Raw genomic sequence first — 22894 nt, forward strand, 5'->3', positions numbered from 1 at the left:
ATGATAGAGCAGAGTGTCATTATACATCAAGCTCTAAAAAATGCTTTTTGGCTGTGGTGAGGATGTTTCTGGTAAGGAGGAAAGACAGGGATAAAGGTTTTTTGAATTTCTCTGTAGAAGAAATCTGTAGCACTATAACAACAGTACAACAAAATATAATAAAAAGATTTATTTGGTAGTGATTACAAATTATCCTTTATATGTTTCCTTTTATATTCGGAAGGAGTTAATTTGAAAAAATCCTTAAAACATTCCCTGAAATATTTCAAATCATTGAAACCAACTTCATACGCAATTTCAGAAATGTTCATGCTTGTCTGAATAATTAACTGACCCGCTTTCTTTAACCTTATCGTTCTGATAAACGTAGAAATATTCTGGCCCGTCAGCACCTTTAATTTCGTGTAAATTACCGTGCGGCTCATATTCATCTCGCTGATGAACATACTGGCGTTAAAATCCTCAGTTCCTATATTTTGCTCCACTACCGCAATAGCCCTTCCCAAAAACACTTCATCAGGCGAGGTTGCCGTCAGTTCTTTAGGTACTAAAATGGCATCCTTTTTAAATTTACGAATTAAATTCGATCTGGTTTTCAGCAAATTATCCACCCTGACCTCAAGAATATTCGCATCAAATGGCTTGGTAATGTAAGCATCAGCTCCCGTATCGTATCCCTTTTCCTGGTATACATAAGATGTTTTTGCTGTAAGCAGAATAACCGGAATATGGCTCATGATCAGCGTAGTTTTCACATGATGACACAATTCAAAACCATCCATCACAGGCATATGTACATCGCTGATAATTAAATCAATAACATTCTGATTAGCAATTTCTATTGCCTGTTCTCCGTTTTCAGCTACAAAAACATTGTATTTATGCACAAAGATCTGCTTAATGAAATGCTGAAGATCCAGGTTGTCCTCCACAATCAACAAACTTTGAAGTTCGTCATTATAGCCAGCAATAGACATAGGTACTTCCGGCTCTTCAATTTGCTGCCGGACAACTGCCGGATCTCTGTCTATATAAAAAGTCTGTTCGTCACTGGCTTCAGCCTCAGCTACACATTCATTTTCAGAAAGATGTCCATTTCCCAACCTTAATAATACACTAAAATCTGTGCCCCCAACAGCAGAGCTGCTCACAAAGATTTCGCCCTTATGAAGTTCTGTAAGCCTTTTGATTAACGACAGGCCAATCCCCGAGCCTAAACTCTTTTTATCATTGTCCAACTGATAAAACTGGTCAAAAATAAGGTCAATTTGCCCTTCAGGAATAACGTAACCGAAATTTACCACACTTATTTTAACATATTCAACTAACGCTAAACCCTGCTTTTTTGAAATGGTGGAAATATGTACCGATATTTCTCCATAATCATGGCTAAATTTAAAAGCATTAGACAATAAATTATACAGGATATTTTTAAGCTTGACCTGGTCAAACCATACCTGGATTTCCTCATCACTAGCCGTAACCCGATAGCTAATGTTTTTTTTCTCCGCCAGTGCATCAAAAGACCTGCCGACCTCTTCGATAAAGGGAACGATGTTACTTTTCGAAGCCTGGAGCACAAGTTTCCCGGACTCAACTTTCCTGATATCTAAAATCTGGTTGATCAATTGGAGCAACATCCTTGCATTTTTCAACATCACTTCGTGCTGCTTCCGGATGTAATGATCTCCACCATTTTTACCAATCATTTTTTCAAGGGGGCCAATGATGAGCGTTAGTGGCGTTCTGAAATCATGAGATACATCCGTAAATAATTTCAACCTAAGCTGGTTAATTTGTTCTGATTTTTCTTTTTCTTTTCTTTCCCGTATCCCCGATAAGGTTAATTTCCTGATGTACAGAAATATACCCGTGCAACATGCGAAATAAAATAGATAAGCCCACCATGTTTTCCATGGTGCCGGTAGCACACTAATCTTTATGGAATCCCCTACTTCATTCCAAACGCCATCATTATTAGTACCTTTTACCCTAAATACGTAATCCCCTTCCTTGATATTCGTATAAATTGCTTTCCGCTGGTTCCCCACATTATTCCATTTTTTATCATTTCCCTCCAATATAAATGCAAATTCATTTTTTTCCGGATACATATAGCTTAAAGCAGTAAAGTCAATGCTGAAATTATTTTCATTATACTTCAGGCTGATTCTGGAAATGGCATCAGTTATTCTTGCATAAGGCATATTGTTGACTTCAATGTTATTGATGTCAATGGCGGGTACAAAAGTGTTTTTCCGAATGTCATTCGGATCAAAATAGGTCAGCCCATTTGTTCCTCCAAAAAAAAGTTCCTTCTCTCTGGTTTTAAAGAATGAACCATAATTAAATTCATTTCCCTGGATTCCATCAGACTGATTGTAGTTTTTTATGTTATTAGACTCTATATTCAAGCGACTGATTCCGTTATTGCTACTGATCCATATGTTCCCGTTATTGTCAGACAAGATGCCGTAGATAATGTCATTTGGTAAGCCATCCTTTACCGCATAAGCTTTAGTCTTTTTCCGTTTGGGATCGTACATAAATACGCCCTGTCCTTCAGTTCCTATCCAGTAATTATTAAAATTATCAATAAAAATACAGTTTACATAAGGCTGAGAATCTCCTTCTGAAGACTTTTTAAGCGGTATTTTACTGATCCTTCCTATCTTTGTATTTATCGATTCAAGTCCATTATCGCCGCCTATCAGTAATACATCCGGGTCCCGTGTTTGTACAATGCTCATAATCGTCCTGATCTCCTTATCAATTCTTGATAACCGTTTGTTTTTTACGTCATAAAAAATCAATCCTCCCGTTAATGTTCCGATCCAGATATTTCCATGCTTATCTTCTAAAAGCGTCAACACCTTATAAGCTTTCAGGGAAATATTATTCTTTTCTGTAAAATCAATTTGTTGAAACTTAAACGGCAATTGTTTTGGATCCAGTACATTCAATCCACCATCATGAATTCCAATCCAGATCAGTCCGTTCCGGTCAATAATTACCGATTTTACGTTATTGGCACTTAAACTGCTTTTATCATTGGGGTTATTTTTATAATAGCTGATCTTCTTTGTTTTTCTATCGTAGAAGTTTAAACCACCTCCTTCCGTACCGATCCACAAATTCCCGTTCAAATCTTCTGCCAGTCCGCTTACTACCTTATAATTTAATTTACTGCTCGTATTACCGAATGAAATATTTTTGAAAGCACTGTTATCCCTGTTGTAATAATTAAGGCCATCGGCCCAAGTTCCCAGCCACATATCCCCTCTGGAATCACGAATAATTTTATAGATAGAGTTTTGGCTTAAACTGGTTGAATTATCCTCATCATGCACAATATGTTTCAAATCAGAACGTTCAGGATTCAATATGTAAAGCCCCGAATAACTTCCTATCCACAAACTGCCGCTCAGGTCTTCACAAATACTTCGAACAGCTGCTGCAACCGCCTTTTTATGGTTAAACTCAAAATCCAAAAAAACTCCTTTCCGGGGATCATATATGGCCAGTCCCTGTTCATATCCCAGCCACATTGAATTTTTATGATCTACAAACAACGTCGGAAGATCGTTGAGATGTGTACTGTTGCTATTTTTTTTTGGATAATCAATCCGCTTAAACATTCTTTTCTGCGGATCATACACATCAATGTACCGCGTGTTACAGATCCAGATGTTCCCGTCCTTAGTTTTTAGAAAGTACCTGATTTTATCGTCACTTAAAGAATTGGAATTGCCAGCTACTTTCTTTATTCTCTGAATTTTATCCGTCTTGATATTTATCTGAATGATGCCATTATCCGTAGCCGCCCATAACAGATCATGTGTGATCTGTATAATTCCCCGGATAACATTGTCTGAAATCGTATGCGGGGCATCAGCCTGTTTATACCGGACAAAACCATCAGTTTTGGGATCATATTTATTTAAACCTATCTGAGTGCCTACCCATAAACTACCATGGCTATCTTCATAAATAGAATGAATATTATTGTTGCTTAAACTTTTCGGATCAGTCAGCTTATGCCGGTAAACAATAAACTTATTGCCATCAAAGCGGTTAAGTCCGTCTCTTGTTCCAAACCATAAATACCCCTTTTTATCTTGCAAAATAGCCATCACAGATCTTTGCGACAACCCATTGGCTGGTGTAAAGTGCTGAAATTTAAAATCTTCAGGCATGCCTTCCAGATTTTGGGATAATGCGAACTGGGAATATCCAAATAAAAGAAAGGCACAAAAAAAGAAATAAACTTTCATTCGTTTAAAGGGTTAATAACCAAATCTAAAAAAAAACTTCGGTTAGATTTATCGCAGCTGCGATTGTCATAAACCTCTTTCTTTTAAACGTGAAAGTGCTTCCAGATAATAGTAATCTGTATAATTCAGCGGTACATCTATTTCGTTTCCATGCGGCAAACTACCAACACTATGCATCAAAACAAAATGGGCATTCTCACCTTTTTTTGCAGTGTAGGCATCGCTTGCCAGCGAATTTAAAATGCGTTGAGCATTGTTGATGTACTTGTCCCCGGTATATCTGTTTAATTCTAGCAGTGCAGATGCGATAATAGCTGCCGAAGAAGCATCCCTTGGCGCATCCGGAATAGTCGGCGCATTAAAATCCCAATAAGGAACCCCATCCTGTGGATAGTTGGGATGATTTAGAATAAAGTTTGCGATCTTTTCCGCAAAATCAAGGTATTTTTTATCCTTCGTGTATCGATAGCACATGGTATATGCGTATAATCCCCAGGCTTGTCCCCTGGCCCAGGCACTTTCATCCGCAAAACCCTGGGCGGTAACTTTACTCACAAGCTCACCGGTTTCCGGGTTATAATCCAATACATGATAAGAACTACCGTCCGGTCTGAAATGATTTCTCATCGTCGTATTTGCATGTGCAATCGCAATCGCTCTGTACATGCTATCCCCTGTTATATCCGATACTTCAAATAACATTTCCAGGTTCATCAGGTTATCAATAATGACAGGAAATTTCCAACCCCTTTTCGCTTGCCAGTTACCTATAACGTCCCAGCTTTTAATACAGCCAACATTTTTATTAAAACGTGTACTTAAAGATTTTGCAGCGTCAATCAAAACCTGCTTATACCGTGTATCACCCGTTATTCGGTAAGCTTTTCCAAATGAATTGTTAAATATGAAACCAAGGTCATGGTCGTTCGTCAAAAGCTTGTGCTGCTCAAATAAATGTTGTGTGGCAATAGCCGCCTCCTTCCATTGTTCATCCTTTGTGTTTTCATATAACATCCAGCATGTTCCAGGCCAGAAGCCCTCAGTCCAATCATAGGGAGACTCTGTCCAGCGAACCTGTCCTTTTGCATTAATACTTCTGGGGTTCTTATGTTGTTTCATTGAAAGTATGCGCAATTCCGTAAGTTGCTGTTCACTCTTTGTCAGTCGTGCTACGCTATCAGTTTGAGATTTACAGCTTAAAATGGTTAAGAGAATAAATAAAGGACTTGACTTGATAATGTTCATTATGATTTTGTTTTGTAGAAATAATTTACTGGGCGATTGATTTTTATTCTTTGATTATTCTTTTTGTAATTATTGTTCCGGTATTGTTTAGTACCTGAATCAGGTAAATGCCCGATTTTAGCTGTTGTAAATCCAGTTTGATTTCTTCCTGGTCTGACAATAAATGGTAACTATGGTTAAGCACAGGGGTTCCCCAGCTGGTATACAACCTAACCCTGATGTCTTCAAATGCCCGGCCTACGCTTTTAAGTGTAATATTTTTTGTAAAAGGGTTGGGATAAATGCTGATGTTCTTTTTGTCTTTCTCTGGTAGCTGTTGTGGCTGGACCTGCATTAGCGGCTGTGCCATTAAAGGGCTTGCGCCGTCACTGAGGATTTTGAATACCAGTTTATTGATCCTGAAACTACCAGAGCCGCCCGTATTGAATAGTGATGCCAGATCGTAATCTGTTTCCCCTCCCTCCACTACCATGTTCAGGTCTTCAACATCAACAAACCCTGATCCGGTAGGAAGAACAATTGTTGATGATGTAGCACTTCCTCCGAATGATTTTTGTTTATTCGTGTCATTCCTGTTCACCAGCATACCTGACCTTGATCCGCTTACAAAATTAACCCCTACTTTTACCAACTGAAGTGACACATTATCCGGTAGCCTTGTGGCATCAAACCCAAATCTGAAACCTTCATTGATATCTATGCCATTACTGGCACCTCCTCTTACACCAAGCTCTCCATTTTCGCTTCTGTCTATACCAGCCTGAGTTAACAAATTGCCATAGTTAATCCCTGCTGTGGTATTGGTACTGTTCATGCCCTGCCACTTAAAAAAGAAATTTTTATTCAGGATACTGTCCACATTGGTGTCTCCATATACATTCCAGGCATATTCAGACGCGATTCCTCCTATGCTTACCTTTCCCGCTCCATTTACATGGAATTCAGAAGCATCACTGTATAAAGTATTACCCTCCAGTCCTGTATTAGGGGCCGGCAGTTCCAGCAACACATAATTAACCGGCATTACTGCAGAAGGCGGTACTTCGGCCCCATCTTTTAGCGTTATGGTAAAGGTGACCACCTCATTTGCGGGAATTGCAGCTTCAAACCCAATCATTACCGTTCCCGGGTTTTTCCTTTCATAAGTAGCCGCTGGATAATAAGTCACCGGATCTGTAGACCTAGCTTTCTTTAGGATAAAAGTTACTGCAGGATTTGAGGATACAATTTCCAGTACCGTAGTTCTACCTCCTTGGGTAAGTTTTAGTTTGGATGCACTCAGGCTATCAACTACAGCTGTGGTTGCCATATTCCAGTAAAGGTTTATGGCCTGTGCACCATTATCGATATAGTCCTTAACCTCCAGGTAAGCTTCATCCACCATGTAGATGCTCCTTTGCGCTGCATCCAACTCATTATTTAAGCCAATCAATGGTTTTAAATCCAGCTTTGCGCCTCTTTTAGCATTGCTGTCATAAATCTCCGTCACAGCCGCACTGCCACTGGTTTTGTGGTGCTGCCAATTGCTTTCAGAAGCTTTTTTAATCGATATGGTATTGTGGTTTAAGTTACTCACTTTAAATATATTCCATCTGGCAGAACTCTGAGAAAAGTCATTTAAAGCACCTGCCGGTGATATACCTGCATTGATGGCATCATAATCTTCCTTCCCAAAATCCACTGCCCAGCGTAATCCTTGCGAGTCGTAGGCAAAAGATCCTCCATCCATATGCGCATGACTGTAGTTCGGTGTACCCCCTTTTACACCCATGTATTTACCATTGGCCCCCTGCCAGTCTGTACGCACCAGAACCACCGGCTGTTCGCCATAGCCATTCCACAGTTTTTGCTGCGGAGGTTGCAGGTTCCCCATGTTCACATCTTTTCCATAAATCAATGCTATGGGTAAAAATCTTGAATCCTCTGAATAATTACTGGCATATTTACCGTTTTGCAGGAGTTCCTTTTCAAGGGATAATACATCGGTATTGTTCAGCTTTTTCGCCATCCATAGGGCAGCAGGAAGTGGAGTACGTTTTTCTGTACAATCACTATAATTGAAGTATAAGGACGATGTTCCGGTAATGAACTGCATATATCTTGCCGACTCTAAAAAACCGGGCGTATAAGTAAGCCTCTTCACGCCTTCATGGCTCTGCCCAAATATTTCTTCTAAAGCAGATAACATCAATACCTCGTAAGTAGTGCCATAAGACCAATACATCGCCCCTTCCTGATAGTTCCCATTGGCATAAGTCTCCATAGAATTGGGATTTTTAACAAGTATATTGTTCAGTATATATTTCGCTTCCTGATCCATCTGTGCAGTTCCATCACCCAGAATGGCTAAGGCACCAAAAGCCAGACCGCCTATTCCTACCTGGTTCCAATTGGAAGTATAATCCCAGAAAGGTTTTGTTTTTTGAGTAAGAAAGGCATAGTTCAAAATCTTTTCCCTCGCCTTTTGCCTGGTGGTTGCCGATAAACCATTGTAAAGCCAATCGTAGCCAATAGATACACCAAAACACATTTCGGCAACATCTAGAGTATAAGTTACCCAGTCCGGAAAATCACAAACCGTATTCATGACCTGTTCAGCCCTTGTTAAGTACGACGATTGATTGGTCATCCGATAGGCATACGACAGATAGAAGATTTGCTTAATGGCAACCCTGGCAGTTTCCAGCATTCTGCCGTTAGTAGCATTGTACACCAAAGCAGGCGCAATCAGGAAAGTATCAGCCTGTTCAAGAATGTAACTATGTACCGCATTGAAATCTGCCGACTGCGCTATTAAAGTTTGAATTGCGACTTGCTGACCTTGTTTCAGCAACAACCTGGGATGGGCAATATTGGTTACCTGCTGGGGATTAAAAATATTGGTTAGTACTTTAAGTTCTATTTGTGTGATCCTGAAACCGCTGGCCGCTGCCCCATTGTTGAATACCGATAGCATGGCATTATTGACCTGTCCGCCGGTAAGGTACAGGTTAAAAGCAGACACATCAATTATGCCCGCCCCACCGCTAAGCTGGTAATTGACCCCTGGGAATCCGGCATTCCCAAAAACGAGCCGTTTTAAAGGATTCATTCTACTCACTACCATACCCGTTTCATTGATTGCAGACAAATCTGTTACACCAATTTTTGTAATCTGAATGGCCGCTGTAGAACTTAAGTTGGTTAGGTCTAAGCCAAAATAGAAACCTTCATTTGGATCAATTCCGTTACTTATGCCACCACGGATACCCAGTGCTCCATTACTAGCCCGATCTATTCCAGCAGCGGATATCATTTCACCAAAGTTGTTGCCTTCTGTGGTCTTTACACTGTGCATACCACCAAAAGTTATGGTAAATGTTTTATTCAAAGCCCCCGTGGCTGTAACGGTAGTTCCGGTTACCGTCCAGTCATCACTGGCATTGCTGTTATAATACGAAACAGCACCGGCAGCATTGATAAAAAATATAGAGGAGTCTGTATACTTGTTGTCAGCTTCAGAACCGGTAGGTGAAGGAACCAGAAGAATGGTGTTGCTATTCTGGGCATAACCTGCACAAGTGAAAAAAAATAAAATAATTGTTGCGAACAGTCTTATCCACTGGATGTTGTTAATATCATTGCTCATGGTTGTAGTTTTTGGTTAGGCAATCATGCTGGCAATGTAAAATTTTCTCCATTCGGGCAGCGGGGGTAAATCGTCTGAATAGTAGGTACAAAATGTCCGTTTCCCAGCACAATATAAAGCTAGGAACCAATGCAGTTCAACCTCAGGCCAATCTTGGTGATCAAGACCTGATACACTAAATACCCCCTTAATTAAGTTACTTTGCCCCCTTGATAAAGCAGGCTATTTTTTGATATTTGTCAAACAACCGCCTCAAAACCATATATAAACCAAAAAACTGCACTAAGTTTCTTTCCTTTTAAACGAGTATACAATTATGCAAAGTAAAAAGCTACTTTTATTACTGTTTTGCTATGCGGCAACAACAGGCTGTAAGGATTCCATCAAATCCGATCTGGTGAATGTTACGAACCCTTCAAACCTGAAATACATTAGTATCGCAGATGCGAGAGAAGGTAAAGCGGTTATAACGACGGCCCCTACTGTTCAGACCGGAGGACTTCTTCCAAACTTTGAATTGATCAGTATACAGAAAAGTGATGGCACATTGTTGGATGAGTCCTACTTACAATATGTGACGATAGGAAAAAGTATCGAAGCAGAGAGCCCGGTAAAGGGGACAAACTCCGCAAACAACGGCGTGATATCTGTTGCCGCCGGACATAACTTTGGCGTTGGTGATTATTACTTTAACATTAAAGTAACTACAACAACTGAGGGGCAGACCTATTCAACGGTATTTGAAAAAGCTTTTCAACTCCACATTGCGCCACTGTTGCCCACCAATATGGTTTACTCTCCAAAAAATCAAAACCTGGTTTATGGTAATGCCAGCAGCAAAACAACAGCACCATTACTGCCAGGTTCCAATCCCGACGTTTCTTTCGAACTGGGCAATTATTCTGATAAACTGACTATTGTCAAAGAAACAGGCGTAATTGCTATTGCACCTAACTATATATATCGTACACGTGAAACATTGAACCCGGTGATTAAGGTCATCAGCAACATCAGTAAAGAAGTTGTCTCTTTTGAAAATAAAATAACAGTAGTCATCACCGACAAGCCAGAAATAATGCCTGTTGAAACTATTTACTTCTTCTACCCAACTTTAAAAACTGCTGTGGCTTTACCTACCGGCGGCGAAGGCTATACCGTACAAACAGACAACATTGGCCTGGCCACCAGAATCTGGGGGGTGAGGGCTAATTCGACAGGTTCATTTTTCTTAAAACCTGAAGAAAGACCTGAGGTTAATACTGCACAGACGATTCTGGAGACACAAACCCACAATGCGTCTAACCAGACAGAACCAACCAATACATGGATGGTGATGCCAACACAAGACTTAACACCCTTTCAATATGGCTATAAGCTTTCTTTCAATTATTATTATCAGCCGGCATTTCAAACCTACATGGCAGACGGGCGAACACCTACAGATTTGGAAGTATATATCTCTACAGATTACACAGGCGGTGATATCCAGGATACAAGCGGTAAATGGCTGAATGGTACATGGACAAAGGTCAACACCTCTATTAAATGTCAAAAATCATTAGGTGTAAACGGAAGTAATTCGACCGGTGCGCCCTGGGGAGCAGAATTTATCGGAACACCATATCCAGGAGATCAGGCTGGTGCTAACCCTGATAATAAAAAGAGACCTGCTCTTGGAACGTTTTACAACAAATGGGTAAAGTGCACTTATGACATTTCAGCCCCCCAGATCAGTTCAAAGTTTACTGTTGCATTTAAAGTAGCCTCTTATTTTGAAGGCAGGTTATTGAACACCACAGCTGTACCTGGAAGAGGTGGCATATATTTCCTGTCGGACTTTAATTTCAAGGCAGTCGAATAAACGTATTAATGTTATAGAAGAAACTATAGATTTCAATAAAATCTCATTTTAAATTATGAAACTAACCAAATTATTATTGTTCTTGATTTTCACTGCAGCATTGCCTGCCCTTGCTCAAAAAACTATCAAGGGTAATGTTAAAAATTCCAGCGGAATGCCAATGGCCGGAGTTAATGTTGCGGTGAAGGGCAGCACAAAAGGAACAGCAACAAATGCGAACGGAAATTTTACCATCGAACAAGTGAAACCATCTGACGTACTTGTTTTCTCCTACATGGGATTTCAAACTATTGAAAAAATGGTACTGGAGCAGCAAACCATTAATGTTATCCTTAAAGCGGACGACCTCAGACTATCTGAGGTAGTAGTAATTGGCTATGATGTGGTCAGAAAAAGAGACCTAACCGGTTCAGTTGCCGTCATAGATCCGAAAGAGCTTGCAGCAACTGCCACAGCAAACTTTGACCAGGCCCTGGCCGGAAGAGTTGCTGGCGTACAGGTTACTTCTAAAGACGGAACACCTGGCAGTCCTCTTAACATCATCATCAGAGGAGGGAACTCCATAACAGGCGACAACTCTCCGCTGTATGTGGTAGATGGCGTTCCGCTTGAAGATTTTGATCCATCCAGTATCAATACCCGTGACATTAAGAGTTTTGACATTTTGAAAGACGCCTCTGCAACAGCTATTTATGGGTCCAGAGGAGCCAATGGAGTGGTGGTTATCACTACCATAGGTGGACGTAATGACGGAAAAACAGACATCAATGTTACCTCTTCAGCCTGGGTTCAGTTCATTCCCAACCGATTGGAGGTATTAAATCCTTATGAATATGTAAAATATCAGCAAAAAATAGCCTACGCAAATGACAGTTATGCCCCCGGACAAAATGTAGCGATGTTTACCGCCAACTGGATAGACCCTGAACTGTATAGAAATGAGAAAGGAACGAACTGGCAGGACGAAATTTTTCAGACCGCACAGACCAACAACCATACAATTTCGTTGAGAGCAGGCAATAAAAATACAACTTTGTTGTATAGCGGAAATTATTTAAATCAGGAAGGAACTTTGATTACTACCGATTTTAAAAAGATCAACAACAGATTGAAATTTACCCATAAAGTAATTAATAATTTTGAAGTTAACGGACAGGTTGAGTATAGTTACATCAACTACAATGGAATGGAAGTTGCCGGCAATACCAGGAACAGTGTGATCAGAGATGCCATTTCTTTCAGACCTGTAAGTCCTGTAAATTGGAATGCAAATGAAGAAAGTGCCATCGCAGATCAGGACCCATACTTGTATGATCCCGTAAAAACATTAAAAAATACAGAACGCAAGCGTGTGGATGATGTCCTTTCCGGAACTTTAGGATTTAACTATAACTTCTTAAAGAAATTTGACCTGAGTGTTAGTGGAAACTATAGAACATCGATTACAGAAAATGACATCTTCTATAAAAAAGACACACAGGAAGCCACCAGGACAAACAGGGGAATAAATGGCACCATTACAGACAAAAGATTCAATACCCTGTCTACTTCCAACACTTTAAGGTTTAAAGATCAAAAGGATAAACATGCTTACGGTGCACTTCTAGGGTTTGAAGCGCAGTACAGAGCTTATGAATTTTCGCAACTGAGCAATACAAACTTGCCAACAGACCAATTTGGCATACACAACCTGGGCATTGCAACCACTGCTACCATCGCACAGACCTTATATTCTAAAAATGCCTTGTTGTCATTCTTTGGAAGGATAAATTATACGTACAACGATCGTTACTTGGCAACAGTTAATTTTAGAACAGATGGATCATCAAAGTTCAGAAAAGAAAACAGGTGGGGATACTTCCCCTCCTTCTCCCTGGCCTGGAAACTGTCGGAAGAGGATTTCCTTAAATCCAGCGAGCTGATTACGGATCTGAAGCTGAGGGGCGGCTGGGGCGTAACCGGAAATAACCGTATCGGCGACTTTGATGCTTATAACTTGTTTTCTGTAAACTCATCAAGCGGATATATCTTGGGTGTAGACCAGAACTTTTCACCAGGTGCTTACCAAAGTAATATGGCCGTACCGGATCTGCGCTGGGAAACCACTGCCCAAACCAATATTGGGCTGGATTTAGAACTGTCTAAAAGATTCAGCATCGCTGCTGATTATTACAATAAAAACACCCGGGATTTATTATTAAATGCTGACATGGCCCTAAGTACCGGTTTCGATAAGGTGCAACAAAACGTTGGCGCAGTTTCTAACAGAGGATTCGAGTTTACTTTTAACTCGCAAAATTTCAGGAACAAGAACTTCAGCTGGACTACCAATTTCAACATCGCGTTTAACAAAACCAAAACCCTCCGGTTAAATAGTGGTCAGAATGAAATCCTGACCGATCCACAATGGGATCTGCAGTTTATGCAATCCGAATATCAATACGTAACAAGAGTGGGGCAGCCTGTAGGTATGATGTATGGTCTTGAATTTGACGGCATTTACCAGGTGGATGATTTTGTACTGACAAATGGTTCTTATCAGCTGAAAGACGGCCAACCTACTTACAGAACGGTGATGAGACCCGGCATGGTAAAATTTAAGGACTTGAATAACGATGGTGTAATCAATCAGAGCGACAGAAAAATTATTGGAAACCCTTACCCAAAACATACAGGCGGCTTATTCAATAATTTCAGGTACAAATCTTTTGATTTTCAGTTCCTACTTCAATGGTCGTACGATTTCGACATCCTGAACGGCAATGCATCAGAATTCGGCAGCATTTATCAGACCAACAGAAATGGACTAAAGTCACTTAACAAAATCTGGACGCCCACTAACCCGGAAACAAACATCGGTGGCATGAGATACGACGGTGTAAATTTGCTGACTCCTTTTGGTTACAAATTAGATTCACGTCATATAGAAGATGGTTCTTATTTAAAACTTAAAACGGCAGCACTGGGCTATAACTTCTCCAGTCAGTTGTTAAAGAAATTTAGTATTAAGAAGTGCAGGCTCTCGCTTTCTGCTCAGAATCTTTATACCTGGACCAAGTATACCGGTTATGATCCGGATGTATCTGTAGGAAGATACGGGGCCCTAACCCCCGGATTGGATTATTCCGCATACCCGCAAAGTGTGACCATATCAGGCGGAATAGACTTTACATTTTAGAACCTTTAAAAATAAAATATAGACTGATGAAAAAGGGCAATACATATATCACCATAGCTTTTCTAGTAATTTTTACTTTAAGTGGCTGTAATAAATTCCTGGAGCTGGACCCAGAGTCGTCCTGGAAAGAGGAAACCTTTTACGCTTCTAAAGAGGAGGCCAATTTAGCCCTGTCGGGAATTTATAGCCAGCTGTCTAAAGAAGATTTATATGGATATAAATTCAATGTCACCTTAGAAGCGGGGACAGATGAAACCTATACAAACGACCCTTCCCCGAACTGGAATGCGGCAAAATACGCTTATACATCTTCAAGTGATGAAATCAAAAATGCCTGGTTAAAGTTCTATACCTGCATTCAGCTGGTCAACCAGTTTGAAAAAAATTTAAAAAAGGAATTGTTTGCTACCGAGCAATACAATAATCTTCTGGCGAAAGCCCGCTTTATGAGGGCTTTCAGTTATTATAACCTGGCCAGCTGGTTTGGGCCGGTACCACTAAGGTTAACGCCAAGTACATCCCAGGAAGATAACAATGTTCCTCCTTCTCCTGCTCTGGATGTTTATAAACAGGCAGAGCAGGATTATTTATTCGCCGCCGAACATTTGGAACATGCCAATAGCCCCAGCTATATACCAGGTGAACCAAACAAGATGGCTGCACATGGCTTGCTAGCCCGTCTTTATTTAAAAATGGGGGGTTACCAGCCTTATTTATCTCCCAGCGACGCGAACTGTTATTTTGAAAATCCTCAGCAATATTTTGAAAAGGCCAAGGCACAATGTGAAATCATAATCAATGATGGCTGGCACCGGATTGTTCCCTATGCTACCGACAGCAAAAGCTACCGAACACACTTCTTAACTTATTTACAGGACAAATATGATTTAAAGGAAAGCTTGTTTGAAATTTCTTTCGGCAATTTATACAGCATGGGAATAGCCGTTAGCGGCAGGCTGGGCAATATCAATGGTGTTGAGTTCGTGGGAACGTCAACTATTCCAAGAGGCTTTGCCAATATCAATGTTGCGCTACCGGTATACGATGCCTATTCAATGGGCGATGCCAGAAGAGAGTGGAGCATAGCGGGATACCGGAACAAATATTCCACTTCAACACAGCTTTACACTATGAATTACATGTTCAATAATCCCTTACATTTCGAATATGGTATTGGAAAATTCAGAAGATGGGAACCTGCAAACCTTGAGGAGTTAAAAACTAAAGTTAGTGTGACCAATGCTAACTATACGATTCTAAACAATACTACAGGCTCAGATACAGACCCTAACTATACCAGTATAAATTTCCCGATATTGAGGTATTCTGATGTATTGCTCATGCATGCAGAGGCCATTATTGGCGGAAGGTTTGGAACTAATGCCGCAAATTCGGCGGCGGTAAACAGTCTTAATGTGGTGAGAGAAAGAGCCGGATTAGAACCTTATACCGGCAGTTTAAACCATACTGACTTTTTTAATGAGCTTGTAGATGAAAGATTGAGGGAATTATGCTTTGAAGGACTTCGTAAGCAAGACCTGATCCGCTGGAATTTATTGGAAGATAAACTGAAAGCAACCAATCAAAAAATAAAGAACAACCCGCTTTTTCTGGCCAACGATCAATATCACCAAACTTATTTAGAACCGGGAAATAATTTTAACAGGACAAAACACTTACTTTTACCTTATCCACTGCAAGAAACATTAATCAATACCAAGCTAAAACAAAGGTTAGGTTGGTAAACAGTTGGTCAAGAAAACATAGAAATGAAAGTTAAAGACATTTTAAAAATACTTTTTGTAAGCTTAGCCCTTATTTATTGTGTTCAGGTAAAGGCGCAAAATGCAGGTATTATACCTTCTTATAATTATTCCCAAATAACGGAACATCCCAGGCTTTTACTGGTCAAAGGAGAAGAAAATGCTTTAAAAGCATCGATCCAAAGAAATCCGGAGTTTAAAATCGTAGATACCTATATCAGGCAGGTGGCAGATCAACTGCTTTCTGAAAAGCCTTTGGTGTTTAAAAAAGATGGTAAAAGACTGCTGGCAGTTTCCAGAAAAGCACTTACAAGGTTATATTATCTGTCTTACAGTTACCGGATATCAAAAGATATCAAATACCTGAACAGGGCGGAAACAGAGCTCAATGCCATTTGTGATTTTGAAAGTTGGAATCCTTCACATTTTTTAGACGTAGGGGAAATGTGTATGGCTGTTTCTTTAGCGTATGACTGGTTATACAGTGATTTAAAGGAAAGTACGAAAAAAAATGTGCGCAAAGCGATTCTGGAAAAAGCCTTTGCCCCTTCCTACGTAAAAGAAGATGCCTGGTTTTTGGAAAGAAACAACAACTGGAACTCTGTTTGTAATGCTGGCCTGGTGTACGGGGCCCTGGCCATTTTAGAAGATGAAAAAGAGCAGTCGGTAGCCATTATTGAACGGGCTTTAAAATCCAATGTTTTACCATTACAGGCTTATGCACCAGATGGAAATTATCCCGAAGGACCAGGTTACTGGAACTATGGTACCTCGTTCCAGGTGATGTTGTTTGCTGCATTGGAAAGCGCATTCGGCTCTGATAAAGGTTTGTCCAAAGCTCCTGGTTTTATGGCTTCCGCCCATTACATGGCCTTCTCTTCTGGGCCATCAGGAAATTACTTCAACTATTATGATTGTGGAAGAGAGATTACTTCATGTTCTTCTATGTTTTGGTTTGCAAACAAATTAAACGATCCATCATTGATATTTCCAGAAATAGCTTTAATCAACAATGGCGTGTATACCCGTGCAGATCAGTCTGATATTGAACGGATTTTACCCAATGTACTTATTTTTGGGAGAGACCTGACTTTATCAAAAGTAAAGTTACCATCAAAACAAATATTTACAGGACATGGAATTACACCCGTTGCTATTGTACGTACAAATTGGGAAAGCGGAGCGGGTAAATTTTTAGGAATTAAAGGGGGCAGCGCTGCTGACGGACATGCGCACATGGATCAGGGAACGTTTGTATACGATGTTGGCAGATTAAGATGGGCCATGGATTTCGGGATGCAGAGCTACATCACGATGGAATCTAAAGGTGTAGACCTATGGAACATGGCCCAGAATTCTCAAAGATGGGATATCTTCAGGTACAATAATTTGAATCATAATACCCTAAGTATCAACAACCAACGTCATAATGTTAGTGGCAGGGCTGAAATTATTGAAGCTTTTGAAAATAAGAATGAGCTGGGTGCCAAGCTAGACCTAAAGTCCGTCTTGAATTTTAACGATGAATTGAAAACTGCCACCAGGAAAGCCAGCATCATAGACGATTCGTATTTGAAAATAGAAGATTTTGTGGAAACAAATGCCAAACCTGTAGACTTAAGATGGAACATGGTTACCCCTGCCCTGGCTCAGATTGTCGATAAAAATACCATTAAACTTTCCCAGCAGGGAAAAACCATGTTTTTGAAGTTCAACGCCGATGTTCCGTTTAAACTAGTCATCCGACCTTCGGAAAACCCCAGCCAATACAAATGTGAGTTTGGAGATTACAAGTATGGCGATTACAACCAGCAAAATAAGGGGACAGTGATGCTTGGCTTTGATTCAAAAATCCCGGCGAATAAAGCTGCCAGGTTTACGGTGACACTTGTAGAAGGGAAACCAGATATGTTATTGAAAAAGAACACCATCATTCTTGATGCTCCAGACCCTAATACTGCATCTTATGGAAGTAATGTTTTTTATGATGTTTCTCCTATCGGCGTTAGCAGCACAGGTGAGTTATATCCAATTGAAACTCCAGACTGGAATATTTATGGCCATGTAGACGTAAAAAACCTGTTTGATAAGGTTTTTAAATTTCGGATTGATGCTAAAAGAATTACTGCAGCAGGGATTGTTAATACCGGAATTGATAGATCTTTGAATGGGCAGTTGGGTGTTAGAGGGGGGGAAAGTACTGGAATTGATAAAAATGAAGGATACCTGCTGAGTCTTGATTTAAGGGATTTAGCGACTTCGGTAACGATTGAGCTTACAAAAATTGGTTTTACTTACCTGGATGCTTCAGAATCTTGTACGCTTGTTAATCGTCAAAATCCGGGAAAGATGATGGTGTTTACTGGAAATGATAGTAAAAAAATAGAAGAGGTTAAAATAACATCCGTCCATAAAAGACAATTTGTAGATGTTTCCAGTTTGGGCATTTCCTTCAAAGGTGGTTCAGATAATCCAGAGTTTTTGTCGTTTTTTAATACCGGCGATAAAGGAAATTTTAGAGTATCTGGTTTTGAGTTTATAGTAAAGTAATTTCGAAGTTTCTTTCTACTACTTTATCGCAATTGAACCCACTTCGGCCATTTTTTTAATCTAATGTAACAATCTGATTTCAAACAGCAAAAACGCGTATCTCCATTTTCGCCACAGAACAATAGAAGTTTTGCAGTTTTTATTAAATTAAGCCATGCAGAATACAGGTTTTAACCAATTGCGCAGTGTTTTTGCATTCTGCCTTGGTTAAAATATTTTTCCGATGCTGTTTCACCGTTGATTCAGCGATAAATAATTTATTGGCTATTTCTCCACTGTTCAGACCTTTAGAAATATTTTTAATGATATCGATCTCCCTTTTTGAGAATGAAATCGGCACTTCCGTATTTTCGTCAATACTCAAATTCATAAACGAGGGTTCGCCATGTAAACCGATAAGTGAAATCTTATAGTTGGGTGTATGACCAAGATGGTCGATCCGGGTATTGATAATTAGCGACTTCCCATACCCCCCAGTTTCATCTAAAGTAAGCATCAGTGCCTGATGGTTAAATAAAACATAATTTCCGTTTTTTAACCTGACTCTATAATTGTAATTAATCTTATAGCTCATTAGCTTATCTCTGCCAACCTTGTTTACAAAGAACGTAGTTAAAAATTCTTCTGCTTTTATAACAAATTTAATGTCGTCCGGATGGAGCAAACACAATATGTCGTTAATTGTGATGCTCCCAGGATTCAGGTCATAAATTTCATAAACTGAGTCACTGACATGGGAAATAGACATATCATAGAAATCGATGATGAAAAAAGAAATCGGGCCCGTACTTACAATGGAATTAGTTAATTCATTAAAAGAGATTTGGTGGCCGTCCGTTACGTTTATTGATCTATGAGCAGCCCAGACATTGTGGAGCGTTTGTATTTCAGCCTTCATCTAGATTGAATTTGAACAAATAATTTCTGTTTTCAAATGTAGCTAAATGTGATTACTTATGCTATACTTACCTGAGTATTCCGCGGAAGCGCTTTTTCACCATGCCCGTTATATAAGTTCTAAGAAGGTTTCACAAAACATTGATATCTATTTTATTGCGGAAGATCATATTGGGTGATATCTATCAAAAGCATGCTATTATTCATGCGGTGTTCAAAGATAATCTTGCTTACGGTGGCGGTATATTTAGAACACCTTACATCGATCCAACATTTAAAGATAAACACTGATAATCAAAAAGAAAGGACTGCTCATCTATGAACAGTCCTTTCAAATTTCGGGGACCGATCCCCTTTGTACCCTGGAAGGGACTCGAACCCCTGACCCACGGTTTAGAAAACCGTTGCTCTATCCAGCTGAGCTACCAAGGCATCTCCCGTTAGGAGCGGCAAAGATAGCCGTTAAGAAGTAAACACGCAAATTTAAATTGCTATTTTCTTTTGTGGAAACTGGGTCGTATGGCTACTGATCAGATTTAAAATGTAATCATCAGAGGGATAAGGCTGTAACACAGACTTCAGCATTTCCGGGCCCGCAATATCAGTATGGTAAGAAATATAGCCCATCCCGTAAAATTTACCCTGCTCTACCAAAAGACAACTTTGCTCTTCTTCAGTCCTCCCCTTATCTATCACAGCAAAGGTAGGAAGGATTGAACTTAAATATTCAATGGCATATTTTACCCTTACGTTATAGGAGGCGGCAGACTCTATGCCAAGACAGGCTCCACTACATTTTCCTTCGTTATGGCCGGTACATGCATCTCTGTTTTTTTGAATGAAGCACAGTTTTTCACAGAGCTTGTGTTCCTTGATCAACCTCCTCAATAAATTATGCCCCTCGACCAAGGAATTAAAGCTATATAGTACAGGCACACGTTTTTTGTAGGTATCAATCCCAAGTCTCATATAACCCTTTTGGTCTTCAAAAACATACAATCCATATTTCTGTTCATAACGCTTCAAAGCACGATTATTTTCGGGCCATAACCGCTTGATCTCGGCCGCTTCAAGGATAAAAGCCATAAGCTCCGTCCCGCAAATCTCAAAATCAATGCTATGGATATTTTTAAGAAATTCCTGACGCTGTTTTCCCGAATTATTACCGGTAAAATGGGAACAAACCCTTTTCAGAATATTTTTAGCCTTCCCAACGTAAACAACAATTCCCTTTTGGTCTCTAAAATAGTAAACACCGGGTACCTGAGGAAGCTTATCTATCTGGGTCCTGGAAAGATGAGGTGGCAAAACCTGCTCTTTTGAAGCGCGGCTTAAAGTCTGGACTATAATCCCCTCCAGATCAGTCTTTAACAATAGTGTTAAAAGTTCGGCTGTCGCCCTGGCGTCCCCACCGGCTCTATGCCGGTCATGAATGGCTATATTTAACGCATTACACAGTTTACCCAAACTATAAGAACTATAGCCAGGAAACAACTTCCTGCTCAGCCTAACCGTGCATAGTTTTTTACAGCGAAGGTCATAACCGGATAAGCTTAAATGGTGTTTTATAAATGAAAAATCGAAATTCACATTATGTGCAACAAATATTTTATCGTGCAACATTGCATAAATTTCGGCAGCTACACCTCCAAATAAAGGAGCAGTTACCACCATTTCATTACTGATACCAGTAAGTGTCTCTATATAAGCCGGGATTTCCTGACCGGGATTAATCAGTGTTTCATAAGCTTCTACAACCTCCCGCCCATCATGTACCAGGATAGAAATTTCCGTAATGCCATTCCCGGAAGCAAAACCACCAGTGGTTTCAATATCTACTACTGCATACAACATTAACAATTGACTTTACATGGTTAAACAGTTCAAATATGCTAATAATTTTAGTAACAAAATTAAAATAATTGATTTGTTAACTATTTTTGAGTAGATTTTTTATATGTGGCATGCAAATGGTAAATAGATAGATAACAAAAGAAATGATAAATGTCTAAAAAAATATTAGCGGTAGATGATGATCGTGAGATAGTTGAAGTAATCAAGATCATACTTGAGGATGAAGGATACGAAGTTTCTACGTTAACAAATGGAAAAAATGTATTAAATGTAATTACTTCTTTAAGACCTGATCTCATTCTTTTAGATGTTATGCTGGGAGGAATGGATGGCAGAGAAATTTGCAGGACCATAAAATCTCACGCAATTTTTAAGTACATTCCTATCGTTATGATATCTGCAAGCCATAATTTACAAAATCTGTTAAAGATGCCAGGCTCACCAAACGATTTTCTTTCGAAACCTTTTGACATCGATAACCTGGTAAAAAAAGTTAAAGCACAACTGGCAGTTTAATCCTAAAGTGTACTAATTAATATAATAATGCAATTAAATTGTATAGGATAGTAATCGGCATCCTCAGGAAGTTTCAATCTTAATCGGATTACTCAAAATCTTATGTATCGGACACTTATCTGCTATTACCAATAGTCTTTTCCGTTCATCTTCGGTTAAATCGCCTGTAAAGATTATTTTTCTACTTATCGTAGTTTCCTTATTCATTTCTTCTTCTTTACATATAGCAAGCTCAATTTTGATATGATCAAGCTTTAAGTTCTTCCTATCCGCATACATCCTGATCGTAATTGCAGTGCAGCTCCCTAAACTTGCCAGTAATAAAGCTGCCGGGGCCATTCCTTCATCTGTTCCCCCTAGATCCTCAGGTTCATCTGAATAGATGAAGTGTCCGCCCGAGTAAACCTTAGTTTTGTAATGGGATCTGTCTAATTCCGTAATTGCTGTAATTTGATTACCTGTCATCTGCTTTTATTTAAAAATATAATTGAGATTAATATAAGGAAAAAGGATTACCAATTGTTTTTTCAATAGCTTCCTTTGCAATAAATACACAAAAAATCGGATGATTATAAAACCATTACCAGTAAAGGATGTTTTTATAGCACATCAAAACTTATGAAAATGGAAAACAATTCAGTAAACGCAGAAATTTTAAACGACCTTATTCAAATCAGTAACGACAGGGTTGAAGGCTATCAGAAAGCAATAGAAGAGTTGCACGTAGAGGACGCAGATCTTAAATCCCTATTTGTTGAAATGGTAAGGCAAAGTCACAGGCACAAAGCAGCATTGGTAAAAGAGGTTCAGGTATTGGGAAAAGAACCTGAAAGTGGAACTACTACTTCAGGAAAAATTTACCGCACCTGGATGGACATTAAGGCAATTTTCACCGGACATGACCGGGAAACGGTATTAAACAATTGTGAATTCGGCGAAGATGCCGCCCAAAAAGCCTATAAAATGGCACTTGAAGAAGATGGGCTATCTGCCAATCTCAGGTCATTAATTTCAGATCAGAAAACGGAACTGAAAACATCACATGATCAGATAAAATCGCTTAGAGACAAGGTCTCTTAAATAAAATTAATGAAAAAAGGCCAGATAACCTTTTTTCATTAATTTTTA

At 39.5% G+C, this 22894-nt stretch carries 12 protein-coding genes and 1 tRNA gene; 6 read left to right on the forward strand and 7 right to left on the reverse strand.

Features of this window, described 5'->3' with window-relative positions; translation table 11 throughout:
• Positions 1-182: 182 nt before the first annotated feature.
• From PHEP_RS13110 to PHEP_RS13120, 3 genes are all read right to left on the reverse strand, one after another.
• Positions 183-4274 carry a hybrid sensor histidine kinase/response regulator transcription factor gene (locus tag PHEP_RS13110; RefSeq protein WP_015808460.1) on the reverse strand — a complete coding sequence of 1364 codons (4092 nt, stop codon included), beginning with the start codon at positions 4272-4274 and terminating at the stop codon, positions 183-185.
• A 66-nt stretch (positions 4275-4340) separates the two neighbouring features.
• The gene (locus PHEP_RS13115; RefSeq protein WP_015808461.1) at positions 4341-5519 is read right to left on the reverse strand and encodes a glycoside hydrolase family 88 protein; all 1179 of its coding nucleotides are present in this window, start codon (positions 5517-5519) and stop codon (positions 4341-4343) included.
• A 43-nt stretch (positions 5520-5562) separates the two neighbouring features.
• On the reverse strand, positions 5563-9147 hold the full coding sequence (locus PHEP_RS13120) for a T9SS type A sorting domain-containing protein (protein WP_015808462.1): 3585 nt from the start codon (positions 9145-9147) through the stop codon (positions 5563-5565).
• 316 nt (positions 9148-9463) lie between these two features.
• Between PHEP_RS13120 and PHEP_RS13125 the strand changes: the two genes are divergently transcribed.
• The 4 genes from PHEP_RS13125 to PHEP_RS13140 are packed head-to-tail and all read left to right on the forward strand — an operon-like array spanning position 9464 to position 18499.
• Positions 9464-11008, forward strand: a complete 1545-nt coding sequence (locus PHEP_RS13125; RefSeq protein ID WP_015808463.1) for a surface glycan-binding family protein — start codon at positions 9464-9466, stop codon at positions 11006-11008.
• A 55-nt stretch (positions 11009-11063) separates the two neighbouring features.
• Positions 11064-14186, forward strand: a complete 3123-nt coding sequence (locus tag PHEP_RS13130) for a SusC/RagA family TonB-linked outer membrane protein (protein ID WP_015808464.1) — start codon at positions 11064-11066, stop codon at positions 14184-14186.
• 26 nt (positions 14187-14212) lie between these two features.
• Complete coding sequence (locus PHEP_RS13135) at positions 14213-15931, forward strand: RagB/SusD family nutrient uptake outer membrane protein (protein WP_015808465.1); 1719 nt, start codon at positions 14213-14215, stop codon at positions 15929-15931.
• Positions 15932-15955: 24 nt separating this feature from the next.
• Positions 15956-18499 carry a heparinase II/III domain-containing protein gene (locus PHEP_RS13140; RefSeq protein ID WP_015808466.1) on the forward strand — a complete coding sequence of 848 codons (2544 nt, stop codon included), beginning with the start codon at positions 15956-15958 and terminating at the stop codon, positions 18497-18499.
• Positions 18500-18641: 142 nt separating this feature from the next.
• On the opposite strand, the gene PHEP_RS13145 is transcribed toward PHEP_RS13140, so the two are convergent.
• The 3 genes from PHEP_RS13145 to PHEP_RS13155 all read right to left on the reverse strand — a co-directional run bounded on the left by PHEP_RS13145 (position 18642) and on the right by PHEP_RS13155 (position 21250).
• Positions 18642-19397: a LuxR C-terminal-related transcriptional regulator gene (locus PHEP_RS13145; protein WP_015808467.1), complete on the reverse strand. Its 756-nt coding sequence runs from the start codon at positions 19395-19397 to the stop codon at positions 18642-18644.
• Positions 19398-19754: 357 nt separating this feature from the next.
• Positions 19755-19828, reverse strand: a tRNA-Arg gene (locus tag PHEP_RS13150).
• Positions 19829-19879: 51 nt separating this feature from the next.
• Positions 19880-21250 carry an exonuclease domain-containing protein gene (locus PHEP_RS13155; RefSeq protein WP_015808468.1) on the reverse strand — a complete coding sequence of 457 codons (1371 nt, stop codon included), beginning with the start codon at positions 21248-21250 and terminating at the stop codon, positions 19880-19882.
• A gap of 150 nt (positions 21251-21400) precedes the next feature.
• On the opposite strand from PHEP_RS13155, the gene PHEP_RS13160 reads away from it, so the two are divergent.
• The gene (locus PHEP_RS13160) at positions 21401-21766 is read left to right on the forward strand and encodes a response regulator (protein WP_015808469.1); all 366 of its coding nucleotides are present in this window, start codon (positions 21401-21403) and stop codon (positions 21764-21766) included.
• 63 nt (positions 21767-21829) lie between these two features.
• On the opposite strand, the gene PHEP_RS13165 is transcribed toward PHEP_RS13160, so the two are convergent.
• Entirely contained in the window at positions 21830-22231 is a 402-nt protein-coding gene (locus PHEP_RS13165; protein WP_015808470.1) for an OsmC family protein, read from the reverse strand.
• Between the two features lie 159 nt (positions 22232-22390).
• Here PHEP_RS13165 and PHEP_RS13170 point away from each other — a divergent pair, with 159 nt between their 5' ends.
• A complete protein-coding gene (locus PHEP_RS13170; RefSeq protein ID WP_036674621.1) occupies positions 22391-22846 on the forward strand; it encodes a ferritin-like domain-containing protein in 456 nt (151 codons plus the stop codon).
• Positions 22847-22894: the final 48 nt, after the last annotated feature.

It is taken from the genome of Pedobacter heparinus DSM 2366, assembly GCF_000023825.1.
Taxonomy (GTDB): Bacteria; Bacteroidota; Bacteroidia; order Sphingobacteriales; family Sphingobacteriaceae; genus Pedobacter; species Pedobacter heparinus.

Excerpts from the sequence above, each read along its gene's own strand:
- PHEP_RS13110 (WP_015808460.1), bottom strand. The coding sequence starts at position 4,274 with ATGAAAGTTTATTTCTTTTTTTGTGCCTTTCTTTTATTTGGATATTCC.
- PHEP_RS13115 (WP_015808461.1), bottom strand. The coding sequence starts at position 5,519 with ATGAACATTATCAAGTCAAGTCCTTTATTTATTCTCTTAACCATTTTA.
- PHEP_RS13120 (WP_015808462.1), bottom strand. The coding sequence starts at position 9,147 with ATGAGCAATGATATTAACAACATCCAGTGGATAAGACTGTTCGCAACA.
- PHEP_RS13125 (WP_015808463.1), top strand. The coding sequence starts at position 9,464 with ATGCAAAGTAAAAAGCTACTTTTATTACTGTTTTGCTATGCGGCAACA.
- PHEP_RS13130 (WP_015808464.1), top strand. The coding sequence starts at position 11,064 with ATGAAACTAACCAAATTATTATTGTTCTTGATTTTCACTGCAGCATTG.
- PHEP_RS13135 (WP_015808465.1), top strand. The coding sequence starts at position 14,213 with ATGAAAAAGGGCAATACATATATCACCATAGCTTTTCTAGTAATTTTT.
- PHEP_RS13140 (WP_015808466.1), top strand. The coding sequence starts at position 15,956 with ATGAAAGTTAAAGACATTTTAAAAATACTTTTTGTAAGCTTAGCCCTT.
- PHEP_RS13145 (WP_015808467.1), bottom strand. The coding sequence starts at position 19,397 with ATGAAGGCTGAAATACAAACGCTCCACAATGTCTGGGCTGCTCATAGA.
- PHEP_RS13155 (WP_015808468.1), bottom strand. The coding sequence starts at position 21,250 with ATGTTGTATGCAGTAGTAGATATTGAAACCACTGGTGGTTTTGCTTCC.
- PHEP_RS13160 (WP_015808469.1), top strand. The coding sequence starts at position 21,401 with ATGTCTAAAAAAATATTAGCGGTAGATGATGATCGTGAGATAGTTGAA.
- PHEP_RS13165 (WP_015808470.1), bottom strand. The coding sequence starts at position 22,231 with ATGACAGGTAATCAAATTACAGCAATTACGGAATTAGACAGATCCCAT.
- PHEP_RS13170 (WP_036674621.1), top strand. The coding sequence starts at position 22,391 with ATGGAAAACAATTCAGTAAACGCAGAAATTTTAAACGACCTTATTCAA.